Origin of the sequence: Pseudomonas moraviensis, assembly GCF_900105805.1 — a bacterium.
GTDB classification, from domain to species: Bacteria; Pseudomonadota; Gammaproteobacteria; order Pseudomonadales; family Pseudomonadaceae; genus Aquipseudomonas; species Aquipseudomonas moraviensis_A.
In genome coordinates this window covers 3,613,326-3,624,829 of record NZ_LT629788.1, presented here as the reverse complement: position 1 = coordinate 3,624,829, position 11,504 = coordinate 3,613,326, and the positions used below count along the sequence as shown (strand labels likewise).

The 11,504-nt window shown below is 61.4% G+C and carries 10 protein-coding genes; 5 read left to right on the top strand and 5 right to left on the bottom strand.

Going from position 1 to position 11,504, the window contains the following annotated elements:
• Positions 1-47 precede the first annotated feature (47 nt).
• Complete coding sequence (locus BLU71_RS16060) at positions 48-791, bottom strand: phosphatase PAP2 family protein (RefSeq protein ID WP_083353479.1); 744 nt, start codon at positions 789-791, stop codon at positions 48-50.
• A gap of 209 nt (positions 792-1,000) precedes the next feature.
• Between BLU71_RS16060 and colR the strand changes: the two genes are divergently transcribed.
• The 5 genes from colR to BLU71_RS16035 all read left to right on the top strand — a co-directional run bounded on the left by colR (position 1,001) and on the right by BLU71_RS16035 (position 4,727).
• Entirely contained in the window at positions 1,001-1,684 is a 684-nt protein-coding gene (gene colR / locus BLU71_RS16055) for a two-component system response regulator ColR (protein ID WP_016773421.1), read from the top strand.
• Complete coding sequence (locus BLU71_RS16050) at positions 1,674-2,957, top strand: sensor histidine kinase (protein WP_042607353.1); 1,284 nt, start codon at positions 1,674-1,676, stop codon at positions 2,955-2,957. The genes colR and BLU71_RS16050 overlap by 11 nt, the downstream gene beginning before the upstream one ends.
• A 151-nt stretch (positions 2,958-3,108) precedes the next feature.
• Positions 3,109-3,777 carry a class I SAM-dependent methyltransferase gene (locus BLU71_RS16045; RefSeq protein ID WP_042607352.1) on the top strand — a complete coding sequence of 223 codons (669 nt, stop codon included), beginning with the start codon at positions 3,109-3,111 and terminating at the stop codon, positions 3,775-3,777.
• A 3-nt stretch (positions 3,778-3,780) separates the two neighbouring features.
• Positions 3,781-4,497: a lipopolysaccharide kinase InaA family protein gene (locus BLU71_RS16040; RefSeq protein ID WP_083353478.1), complete on the top strand. Its 717-nt coding sequence runs from the start codon at positions 3,781-3,783 to the stop codon at positions 4,495-4,497.
• A 2-nt stretch (positions 4,498-4,499) separates the two neighbouring features.
• Positions 4,500-4,727 carry a hypothetical protein gene (locus tag BLU71_RS16035; RefSeq protein ID WP_042607350.1) on the top strand — a complete coding sequence of 76 codons (228 nt, stop codon included), beginning with the start codon at positions 4,500-4,502 and terminating at the stop codon, positions 4,725-4,727.
• A 159-nt stretch (positions 4,728-4,886) separates the two neighbouring features.
• On the opposite strand, the gene BLU71_RS16030 is transcribed toward BLU71_RS16035, so the two are convergent.
• From BLU71_RS16030 to BLU71_RS16015, 4 genes are all read right to left on the bottom strand, one after another.
• Positions 4,887-7,922, bottom strand: a complete 3,036-nt coding sequence (locus BLU71_RS16030; RefSeq protein ID WP_083353477.1) for a multidrug efflux RND transporter permease subunit — start codon at positions 7,920-7,922, stop codon at positions 4,887-4,889.
• Positions 7,923-7,935: 13 nt separating this feature from the next.
• Positions 7,936-9,084, bottom strand: coding sequence for an efflux RND transporter periplasmic adaptor subunit (locus tag BLU71_RS16025; RefSeq protein ID WP_064365075.1), 1,149 nt, complete (start codon positions 9,082-9,084; stop codon positions 7,936-7,938).
• A 221-nt stretch (positions 9,085-9,305) separates the two neighbouring features.
• Positions 9,306-10,406: a DUF1513 domain-containing protein gene (locus tag BLU71_RS16020; RefSeq protein ID WP_083353476.1), complete on the bottom strand. Its 1,101-nt coding sequence runs from the start codon at positions 10,404-10,406 to the stop codon at positions 9,306-9,308.
• 14 nt (positions 10,407-10,420) lie between these two features.
• Positions 10,421-11,485, bottom strand: a complete 1,065-nt coding sequence (locus BLU71_RS16015; protein ID WP_024014143.1) for an imelysin family protein — start codon at positions 11,483-11,485, stop codon at positions 10,421-10,423.
• Positions 11,486-11,504 lie beyond the last annotated feature (19 nt).

Sequence of the window (11,504 nt, the reverse complement as noted above, 5' to 3'; positions counted from 1 at the left end):
ACACACCGCTATCGCGAGCAGGCTCACTCCTACATTGGATTTGTATTTCAGGCGTTGATTGGCTGCGGATTCAAAACCGTCGAAGTCTTGCCTGCCGGGCGATAAAGCACCCAGTAATAGGCCCCCAGACAAATCAGCCAGCAGAAGATCGCCGTCCATACGTTGTGCGAAAAGAAGTGCGCGCCCTGCATCATGCGGCTGATCGAAAACACCGAGCCCAGCGCGAAGGCAAATACAAACGCCAGCCGTGCCAGCCGGGGACGGCGGTCGCGCAGCACGAAGAACAACGCAAACAAGGTGAACCCGGTCGCTGCATGGCCACCCGGCCAGCAACGCCCGGGCTTGTCGGTGGCGGGACGATGCTCCATCAGTTTGCTGTAGGTTTCATGGCCGCCGAATTGCTCCAGACTCCATGGGCACTGCACCGCGGTAACGGCTTTGACCGGAGTGACGAACGAAGTGGCCAGTCCCAGCGATAGCACCAGACAGCCCAATTCACGCTTGAACGGTTTCAGCCGTTCGATGAAAAACGCGCCGATGAAACCGAGGATGGCAAATACCGAGAAGCCGATCACCACCTGTTTCGCCCGGTCATGCAGGATGTCTTCGAGAAAATAGCTGTGCCGCCCGATGAAATCACCGGCGACCGGGTCGTAGAACATTCGCGCCAGAACCATGTCCAGATCGGTCAGTTCCAGCAACAGCAGAATGATCGCCGCCGCTGCGGGAATGCCCAGACACAACCACCCGTTCAGTGGTCTTGAAGCGGGAAGGGCAGAGGTCGACACCATGGCAGATTCCTTGGTCGATGAAGGGAGTGGAGAGAGCGAGATCGCGCGGAGTCTGCGCGCGGTGGCGTTGGCGATTCGTTAATCGAAAGTGAAAAAAACGTCGGGTAGCGCAATGCGCGGGTTTATCCAACGGCCCCTAGCCCTGAGCCACACTTGGCCGTAAGCTGCGCGGGCCAAGACGGCCGTTACCCCGTTCGGAGGAGGTGCCCATGCGAATTCTGCTGGTCGAAGACAACCGTGACATCCTGGCCAATCTGGCCGATTACCTGGGCATGAAAGGCTATACCGTCGATTGCGCCCAGGATGGTCTGTCCGGTCTGCATCTGGCGGCAACCGAGCATTACGACCTGATCGTGCTCGACATCATGCTGCCCGGCATCGACGGCTACACCTTGTGCAAGCGCCTGCGTGAAGATGCCCGGCGCGACACCCCGGTGATCATGCTCACTGCGCGCGATCAACTCGACGACCGGCTGCAGGGCTTCAAGTCCGGTGCCGACGATTACCTGATCAAACCGTTCGCCCTGTCCGAACTGGCGGCGCGCGTCGAAGCGGTCATGCGCCGTGCTCAGGGCGGCGGTCGCCGCGCGTTGCAGGTCGGTGATCTGAGCTACGACCTCGACACCCTGGAAGTGACCCGTGAAGGCAAGCTGCTCAAGCTCAACCCGGTCGGCCTCAAGTTGCTCGCGGTGCTGATGCAGAAGAGCCCGCACGTCCTGCGTCGGGAGATTCTCGAAGAAGCGCTGTGGGGCGACGACTGCCCGGACAGCGACAGCCTGCGCAGCCATGTTCACCAGTTGCGCCAGGTGATCGACAAGCCATTCGCCAAGCCACTGCTGCACACCGTGCACGGTGTCGGTTATCGCTTGGCCGAGGGCCGAGATGGAGTTTAAGCAGAGCCTTTCCCAGCGGATCATCATCGCCTTTGCGCTGATGAGCGCACTGGTGGCCGGCGCTTTCGCCATGGGCATCGTGGCAACGGTGCACCTGGTGGAAGAGAAACTGATTTCCGCAGGGCTGGGTGGCGACCTGCAACGCCTGCTGCTGATGGACAACGTCTCGGACTGGAGCCATCGCCCGGAGCCGGATCAGTTGTTCTATTTCAGCGGCGGGCCCGGGGATTTCGAGCTGCCCAAGGATTTGCGTCACCTCGATGCAGGTTTCCATGAAGTGTTTCGCGAGCAGCTGTCCTATCACGCCATGGTCGAAGTGGTCGATGGCCGGCGCTACGTGCTGCTGCAGGATCAGAGCGATTTCGAAGAGCGCGAGCGCGTGCTGTTCGCCGTGGTGCTGGTGGGCTTCGTGCTCAGTCTGGCGCTGGCGGTGTTTCTCGGCTGGGTGCTCGCGCGCAAGGTGATGGCGCCGGTGGTGCGGCTGGCCCGGCAGGTGCGCCATCGCGATCAGTTGCTCGGCCTGGCGCCACCCCTGGCACCGGATTACGCCGCGGATGAAGTCGGTGAACTGGCAGTGGCGTTCGATGCCACGCTGGGCCGGTTGCGTCAGGCGTTGACCCGCGAGCGGCTGTTCACCAGCGACGTCAGCCATGAATTGCGCACGCCGCTGATGGTCCTCGCCAGTTCCTGCGAACTGCTGTTGGAAAACCCCGGCATCGATCAGCGCGGTCGCGCCCAGGTCGAGCGTATCGCCCGCGCGAGTGAGGAAATGCGCGAGCTGGTGCAGACCTTCCTGACGCTGGCGCGCGCGCAGAACGAAGAGGCCGGGGCAGCGCCGCAGCAGAACCTCACGCAAGTGGCCGAAAGCCTGCTGTGCCTGTGGCGCGAGCCGATCGAGCGCAAGGGCCTGACGCTGATGTTCGAGGCAGGCAACCCTCCAGACACCCGTTACAACGCGACCTTGCTCAACGCGGTGATGGGCAATTTGCTGCGCAATGCACTGCATTACACCGAGCAGGGTTTCATTCGCCTGACCCTCACCGCCAACGGCTTCGCCGTCGAGGACTCGGGCGTGGGCATTCCCGAGGAAAAACGCGAGGCGATGTTCGAGCCATTTGTGCGCGGCAGCGAGAAGCGGGGCGAGGGTCTGGGCCTGGGGTTATCGCTGGTGCAGCGCATCTGCGAAAACCAGGGCTGGACGGTCAGCCTGAGCACAATGGAGCCCAATGGCTGCCGATTCGAGGTAGATCTTGGCGTGAATGCAGGCAAATAGTGTCTCGAGCCTACTCCCGCCCACCTGTCTAAATCCTGTATAACGTTGTAATACTTTGCAGATTTACCTGACAGAATTTTCACAATTGGATGACCTGACGCTGACACGTCGCTGCCTAAGGTGACGTCATCAGAACTCAGGAGTCCAGACGATGGCCGGCCCGATCAAGCTCGATTTTTCCGAAAAGTACGACGACCAACACGCACAACGCTACCTGCGCAAGCACAAGGAGAGCCTTGGCCGCCGCCTGTCGCACTGGCGCGACGAGCAATTGGGGCGCAAGGCCCTGGCGCTGGCGGGGGATCCCGGGCTGGTGCTGGACCTGCCCTGCGGTGCAGGGCGCTTCTGGCCGATGCTCGCGGAAAAGCCCAATCGGGTAATTATCGGAGCGGACAATTCCGAGTCGATGATCAATACGGCGCTGCAAGGTCAGCCGGCCGAGGTGGTCAAGCGCGTACAACCGCTGCACACCTCGGCGTTCGATATTGCTCTGCCGGATAACGCGGTCGACAGCATCTTCTGCATGCGTCTTCTTCACCACATCGGTGAAGCCGAGCACCGCAAGGTGATCCTGCGTGAATTCGAGCGGGTCACCCGTGACAGCGTGATTGTTTCATTGTGGGTCGACGGCAACTTCAAAGCCTGGAAGCGCAAACGCGCTGAGCTGGACCGGCCAAATCGCGATTACCAGAATCGCTTTCTGATTCCGGCAACGACGATCGAGAAAGAATTTGAACAGGCGGGTTTCCGCATTCAGGAACAACTGGACTTTATACCGCTCTATGCGATGTGGCGGGTTTACGTATTACGCAAGAGGTAGAGGATGGCAGTGCAAGCAGCGGTTGGAGCGGGTATCGCTCCACAGGATGGTTTCGATTATTACTGGGCCCAGCGCGGCGAATGGGTTGAAGAGCCCAACGTGCGCCGCGGCGGTGAAAGTGGTGTGCAGCGTATCGTCGGCCGTGACGGCCAGTTGCTGTACGCCAAGCGCCAGACCGGGCACATCTATCGCAGCTGGTTGCACCCGTTCGGTCGCCCGACCGTATTGCGTGAACTCGATGCACTGACCGGCGTGAGCAAGCTCGGTGTGCGGGTTCCGCAGATCGTTTTTTGCGGCGCTCAACCGGATCCGCAGCACAAGTGGCGGGCCCTGCTTGTCACCAGATCACTCGACGGCTTTCAGGAACTGGAACACTGGCTGGCCGCTGCTGGTGGCCGCGATCAGTGTGGCGACGTGGTTTACGAGCGTGTCCTCAAGGACCTCGCCGAGAACCTGGCGCGCATGCACAAGGGCCGCTGGCAGCACAGCTGCATCTACATCAAGCACGTGTTCGTGCGGGTGATCGGTGAAGGCGAAGCGGCGCAGGTTGAAGTGGCGCTGATCGATCTGGAGAAGTGCCGCCAGCGCCTGACCGCCTATCGCGCCGCGCAGCATGACATGAAGCAGCTGCGTCGCCATTCGTCGTTCCGCGATGCCGACTGGAAAAAACTCGTCTACTTTTATGAGACGGCGTTTGGCAGCGCTATCAAAGGTTTATAGCGATGAAACTCGAAATTGCACGAGGTTTGTTCCTGGTTGGGGCCTTGGCAGTTGCTTCACTGGCGGTGGCTGCCTGGGAGCAGCCGCGCATGCAGGTCATAGGAGCGTCCGGGAACGACGCTTTCTGTTCGGTTCCACGGGTGGCCAAGGCCTCCGTGGCGACCCAGCCCGATCATGATTTGTTGTTGTTCATGTTCGGACTGTCCCAAGGAATGAGGCCAGCCAGTTGAAACGAATGAAGCCCAAATAAAAGGCCTCGCAAATGCGAGGCCTTTTTTTTACACACCGCTCCCCCTGTAGGAGTGAGCCTGCTCGCGATAACGGTGTGTCAGTCAACATTATGGAAACTGACATACCGCTATCGCGAGCAGGCTCACTCCTACAAGGAGCTATGTGGTGGGTTTGGGATCCGGTTTCGCCAGGAAGGTGTAGACACACGGCAGCACGAACAACGTAAACAACGTGCCAATCGACATCCCCGTGGCGATCACCATGCCGATATCAAACCGGCTGACCGCTCCCGCCCCTGTCGCCAGAATCAGCGGCACCATGCCGAACACCATCGCCGCCGTGGTCATCAGCACCGGACGCAAGCGAATCGCCGCCGCTTCTTCCACGGCTTCGCGGGGAGTCAGGCCCTTGTCCTTGCGCAACTGGTTGGCGAACTCGACGATCAGGATGCCGTGTTTGCTGATCAGGCCGATCAGCGTCACCAGCCCGACCTGGGTGTAGATGTTCATGCTCGACCAGCCAAGGAACAGCGGAATCAGCGCGCCGCAAATCGACAGCGGCACCGTCACCAGAATCACCAGCGGATCGCGGAAGCTTTCGAACTGGGCGGCCAGCACCAGAAAGATGATCGCTAGCGCCAGGGCGAACGTGACCCACAAGGCACTGCCTTCCTGCACGTACTGGCGCGAGGCGCCACCGTAGTCAAAGGCAAACCCGGCCGGTGCTTCTTCACGGGCGATCTGCAGCACGGTATCGATGGCTTCGCCCATGCTCACCAGCGGGAAACCGGAAATCTTCGCCGCGTTGAGCTGCTGGAACTGGTTGAGCTGGCGCGGTCGTGCGCGGTCGCTGACCTTGATCAAGGTCGACAGTGGCAACAATTCGCCCTGAGTGTTTTTCACGTAGTAGTTGTTCAGCCAGTCCGGGTTGTCGCGGTAGGCCCGTTCGACCTGGGCGATGACCTTGTAGCTGCGCCCGTCGATGGTGAAGCGGTTGATCTCCGCCTCGCCAAGCAAGGTCGCCAGCGTGCCGCCCAGATCGAGCATGGATACGCCCATCTGCGCAGCCTTGTCGCGGTCGATATCGACCACCACCTCCGGTTTGTCGAACGCCAGATCGAGGTCGACGAAGGCGAACTTGCCCGACTCCATGGCGCGCTTCTCGATGCGCTCGGCAACTTGCAGCAGCAACTCGTAGTCATTGGCGGTGTTGACCACGAATTCGAACGGCAACCCTTCACCGGTGCCGGGCAGGGAGGGCAGGTTGAAGCCGAAGATCTGCAAGCCGGGAATGCTCTCCAGTTTGCTCTGCACCTCGGGGAGGATTTCCATCTGCGTGCGGCTGCGCTCGTTCCATGGCTTGAGCAGGAAACCGCCGATACCGGCCTGCACGCCGTTGTAGCCGTTGATCTGGAACGAAGAGTAGTACTCGGGAAACTCTTTGAAGATGGTGATGAATTGGTCGGTGTAGGTGCTCAGGTAGTCGAGGTTGGTCGGCTGCGGCGCGCTGGCCATCATGAAAATGATGCCCTGGTCCTCGTCCGGCGCCAGTTCCGACTTGGTGAACTTGAGGAACACCGGAATCAGGCACAGCACGATCACCGCGAACACCAGCACCACCGGCCGGGTATTGAGCGTGCCGTGCAGCATGCTCTGATAACGACGCTTGAGGCCTTCGAAAACCCGGTCGAGACGATGGGCCAGTCCGCTGGGATTCTCTTCGTGGCGCAGCAGAAACGCGCACATCATCGGCGACAGGGTCAGGGCGACGACGCCGGAAATCACCACCGCACCGGCTAGGGTCAGGGCGAACTCCTTGAACAACGCTCCGGTCAGCCCGGTGAGAAAACCGATCGGCGCGTACACCGCCGCCAGGGTGATGGTCATCGACACCACCGGCATGGCGATCTCGCGGGCGCCTTCCAGGGCAGCATCGAACGGCGTCTTGCCTTCTTCGATGTGCCGGTGGATGTTTTCCACCACGACGATCGCATCGTCCACCACCAGACCGATGGCCAGCACCATTGCCAGCAGCGTCAGCAGGTTCATCGAGTAACCCATCATCTGCATGAAGAACATCACGCCGATCATCGACAGCGGGATGGTCACCACCGGGATCACCACCGAGCGCAATGCGCCGAGGAACAGGAACACCACGACGATGACGATCAGTACCGCTTCGAACAGGGTTTTCACCACCTCATCGATCGAGGCTTGAATGAACAGTGTGGCGTCGTAGGCGATTTCGCTTTTCAGGTTCGGTGGCAGCTGCGCTTCCAGCTCGGGCATCAGCTTGCGCACTTCCCTGATCACGTCCAGCGGGTTGGCCCCCGGCGTGGCCTTGATGCCGATGTACACCGACGGCGTGCCGCCGAACGAACTGATCGAGTCGTAGTTTTCCGCGCCCATTTCCACCCGCGCGACATCGCGCAGCAGCACGCGGCTGTCGCCGTCGACCTTGAGCGGAATCGCCGCGAAGGCTTCGGCGGATTTCAGTTCGGTGTTGGCATTGATGCTGGTGACGGTGTACTCGCCTTTCACCTCACCGGCGGCGGATAGGAAGTTGTACTGACGCACCGCGGCGGTGACGTCGGCGGCGCTGAGGCCGAAGCCGGCGAGCTTCACCGGGTCGAGCCACAGGCGCATGGCGAATACCTGATTGCCGAGGATTTCCGCTTCGGCCATGCCCGGCAGCGTCGCCAGTTTCGGCTGGATGACCCGCGACAGGTAGTCGGTGATCTGCGGGTTGCTCAGGTCCTTGCTGAAGAAACTGATGTACATCAGCGCCGAAGCGTCGGCAGATTCCTTGCTCAGCACCGGGTCTTCAGCGTCCTGCGGCAGCTTGTTCTTGACCTCGTTGGCCTTGGCCAGCAACTCGGTGAACAAGCGGTCGGTGTTGGCGCCAATGCGCGCGTAAATCGAGATCACCGAGAAGTTCTGCCGGCTGACCGAGGTCATGTAGTCGATGCCCTCGGCGCTGGCCAGGCTCTGTTGCATCGGTTGGGTGATGTAGCCCTGAATGGTCTCGGCGTTGGCCCCGGGATAAGCCGTGGTCACCGTGATCAGGGCGTTTTCCATTTGCGGGTACTGGCGCAGCGGCAGTTTGCTCCAGGCCTGGAAGCCCAGCAGCACAATCAGCAGGCTGACCACGGTGGCGAGCACCGGGCGGCGGATGAACGGATCGGTAAAAGCCATGGGGATTCCTTGATCAGTCGGCGCGAGGCGGACTGTTCTGCTCGCCGAGGGTCTTGTCGTCGCTGATGGCGATGTGGGCGCCGTTGTCCAGTTTGATCTGGCCAGCCGTCACCACCTGTTCGCCGCTCTGCACGCCCTTGTTGATCATCACCAGGCCATCACGGCGTTCACCGGTCTCGACGAAACGACGTTCGGCGATCAGCAGCGGTTGGCCGTTGTCATCCTTGGCGACGCTGCCGTCCTCGGCTTTTTTCTGCCCGACCACGTACACCGAGTTGCCGTACAGGGTGTAGGTGATCGCGCTCTCCGGCACCACGATGTGTTTCTGCGGATCGGGCAGTAGCACCTCAAGGCTGGCGAACATCCCCGGCAGCAGCTTGCCGTCGGGGTTGGCCAGGGTGGCGCGGACGAGAATGTTGCGCGTGGTGCTTTCGACGATCGGGTTGATCGCGCTGATCTTGCCGGTAAAGTTCTGCCCCGGGTAAGCGGCAACGGTGAACTGCACGGGCTGGCCTATGGCGAGTTTCGGCACCGCTTGTTCCGGTACGTAGAAGTCGGCGTAGAGGCTGCTCAAGTCTTGCAGCGTGGCGATTTTGGTGCCGCTGGCGAGGTAGTCGCCGACGTCGACCTGACGGATGCCGATGGTGCCGCTGAATGGTGCGAGGATGCGCTTTTTCGCCAGTGACGCATTGAGCTGATTGACCGTGGCCTTATTCTTTTGCAGCACGGCGGAGAGGCGATCGTATTCGCCTTTGGAGATCGCGCGGCTGTCGACCAGTTGCGCGCCACGGCCGAAGTCCAGTTGCGCCAGGCCGAGATCGGCGCGGGCGGTTTCCAGCAGGGCGGTTTCCACGGCGCTGTCGAGTTGCAACAACGGTTGGCCGGCCTTGACCTTCTGCCCGGATTCGAATTTGAGTTCAGTGACGGTGCCGGCGACTTCCAGGCTCAGATCAACGCCTTGCAGCGCCTTGAGCGAACCGACAGTGGGCAAACGCATCTGCCACGGCTGTTCGCCGGCCGTGGCCACGGCGACGCTGATGGGTGGTTTCGGTTTGGAAAAGCCCTGGATCATCGTGTAGATCGAAAAGGCCTTGTATCCGCCCAGCACCAGGACGAGCAGCAAAACAACACCCAACATGATCAGCATGCGGCGACGCAGCATATGTCCAGTTCCTTGGATAAATCATGAGACAGGCGGGCACATTACTCCGAGTACAGGGGGGATTCCAACTGGCAGTTATTACAGGTGCTGCACACCCGAATCCATGTGGCGAGGGAGCTTGCTCCCGCTGAGGCGCAAAGCGGCTCCTCTTTTTGTGCAAAAGCGGGGCCTGCTGCGCAGTCCAGCGGGAGCAAGCTCCCTCGCCACAAATCGCGTGGTGCCTAGGCCATCAGATGGAGATGGTTATCCCAGAGCCCCGCCGGCAATTCCAGCGGCTTGGCCAGCAGTTGTTCCTGACGGCAATCGTAGTAGCGGCAACGGCCCTGACCCGAGGTCACGACAAAGCCATCCTTCACCGCACCGACGCCGGCACAATCAGGCAACGGCGCATCGAGGCGCAGTTCGCCGCTGTCCAGATCCCAGATAAAGAAGCGGTTGCCACGCGGCGCCGTTAACGCGACCAGACGCAGATCGCTGTGCACCGCGACGCTGGCGGTGTAGTGCCCCATCGCCTGCAGCTGTTGCTCGGCCACCGGGAACGCCACGAACGGTTGCCCCGGCCGTTTGATCGCCAGCAGTTCCGAGCGCTCGTGGGACGGCCCCATGAATTGCTGGCCGGCGACGATGGTGCCATCGCTGGCGATGCCCAGGTGGCGCACGCTGTTCATCTGCTGGGCGAGGGTTTCCTTGCTCAGCAACGTGCCGTCGCGCTGCATCAGCACCAGGCTCGGCTCCATGGCGTTGAGGTTCATGTCGACGCGGCTTTCCGCCTCGGTACGAATCCCGCCATTGGCCACCACCAGCGTCTCGCCATCGGGCATCCACGACACTTGATGCGGGCCGAGGCCGTGGGTGGAGATCTCGCCCGTGTGCACCAGTCGCTCGCCCTCGAACTTGTACACGCCGAGCAGGCCACGGCCGGGATCGGTGGTGTCGTTCTCGGTGGCGTACAGGTATTCGCCGTCCTTGTGCACCACGGCGTGGCCGTAGAAGTGCCGGTTCGGCTGCGAGGTCACGGTCTGCAGCAACTTGCCGTCGCGCAGATCGATCAGGTAACTCTCGGTACCCGGACGCCGCGCAACGAACAGCGCCAGCGGCTGCGTCGGATGATTGATGATGTCGTGGCATCGCTGACCGACATGGGTGGCGAACACCCGCGTGCCGTCGAGCCGATAACCGACGGCATAATGCTTGCCGTCGCTGTCATCGCGCGCCGACAACAGCAACGGGCTCTGATCCTTGCGTTTGAACAGCGTCCAGCCGCCCAGGGTCACTGCTCCCAGCAGTGCACTACCTAAAGTCAGAACCTGACGTCGCAGCATGGCACTCGCCCTCATCAGTCACCGTCGTTGGCATTGAAGCCCAGTTGGATGCCCAGCGCCTTGGCCAGCTCGCCTTCATGCAGGCGATGGACGACGTTGAGGCTGTCGTAGATGTCGTTGAGTTGCTGGCGACCGGCGTCGTCTTCGAGCATTTCGCCGAGCGAGCGCTGAGTGCTGTCGAACAGCTTCAGCGAGGCGGCATAAGCGGCGTCGATCTTGTCCGCCAGGGGTTTCTGCTCGGCTGGCAACAGCCCGCGCAGGCCTTTGTTGTCGACGCCTTCCCAAACGGTTTTGGCCGCGGCAAGGCTGGCTTCCAGTGCGGTCAGCGACGACTGGCTGCGCCACGCATCCGCCTGGAACGGCTGCGGCACGCCTTTGCTCTGACGGCCCATCGGCGTACCGAGTTTTTTCTTCAGAGTATCCAGTGCGGTGACTTGTACGCGTAGCAGATCGGCGATCGCTTCGTGGGAGTCGGCGTAGCGCTGGTTGGGGAACTTGCTCATCTGCGCGAGCATGCCGTCGGTGTTGTTCCAGCCCTGCAGGATCTCCTCGGCCAGTTGCTTCTGGCGTTCGCCGATGGCGATCAACAGCGGGCAGTACTTGGCTTTCTGCGCATCGTTGGCGACGTCAGGCTTGGCGTCAAAAAGGATGTATTCGTAAGCCGACAGGCCTTGCACCACGACGCTGGATTTGGCCAGCGCTGCGGCATCGATCTGCGGCTGGGCGACGACCAGTTGCTCGACCTGACGGCCGACGAGGTTTTTCTTGTCCGGCCAGAACTGCACTTGCCACGAACGATTGCCCTCGGCCAGCGGACCGATCAGCAGCGGTTGCAGCTCGGCCCAGGCTTTCTGCGCGTGGAGGAAGTCGGCGCGGGCGGTTTCCAGGCTTTCCTTGCCCTGGCAGTAGGCGAGGGCGCTGACCGCCAGTTGCCGGTCGGCTTCGACCCAGCGGGTGTAGGTCGGCAGGATCACCGATTTGGCGATTGCCGCCGAGGTGACCGCTTGCGGATCCTGCGGCGAGCAGGCGCCGAGGGCGAGCGCGGCAAGGCTGGTGAACAGTAACTTGGGACGGAACATGTCGGGCTCCCGATGCGTT

Bases quoted from the DNA above. Each gene is read 5' to 3' on its own strand.
- BLU71_RS16040 (WP_083353478.1), top strand. From the start codon at position 3,781: ATGGCAGTGCAAGCAGCGGTTGGAGCGGGTATCGCTCCACAGGATGGT.
- BLU71_RS16045 (WP_042607352.1), top strand. From the start codon at position 3,109: ATGGCCGGCCCGATCAAGCTCGATTTTTCCGAAAAGTACGACGACCAA.
- colR (WP_016773421.1), top strand. From the start codon at position 1,001: ATGCGAATTCTGCTGGTCGAAGACAACCGTGACATCCTGGCCAATCTG.
- BLU71_RS16035 (WP_042607350.1), top strand. From the start codon at position 4,500: ATGAAACTCGAAATTGCACGAGGTTTGTTCCTGGTTGGGGCCTTGGCA.
- BLU71_RS16060 (WP_083353479.1), bottom strand. From the start codon at position 791: ATGGTGTCGACCTCTGCCCTTCCCGCTTCAAGACCACTGAACGGGTGG.
- BLU71_RS16050 (WP_042607353.1), top strand. From the start codon at position 1,674: ATGGAGTTTAAGCAGAGCCTTTCCCAGCGGATCATCATCGCCTTTGCG.
- BLU71_RS16025 (WP_064365075.1), bottom strand. From the start codon at position 9,084: ATGCTGCGTCGCCGCATGCTGATCATGTTGGGTGTTGTTTTGCTGCTC.
- BLU71_RS16030 (WP_083353477.1), bottom strand. From the start codon at position 7,922: ATGGCTTTTACCGATCCGTTCATCCGCCGCCCGGTGCTCGCCACCGTG.
- BLU71_RS16020 (WP_083353476.1), bottom strand. From the start codon at position 10,406: ATGCTGCGACGTCAGGTTCTGACTTTAGGTAGTGCACTGCTGGGAGCA.
- BLU71_RS16015 (WP_024014143.1), bottom strand. From the start codon at position 11,485: ATGTTCCGTCCCAAGTTACTGTTCACCAGCCTTGCCGCGCTCGCCCTC.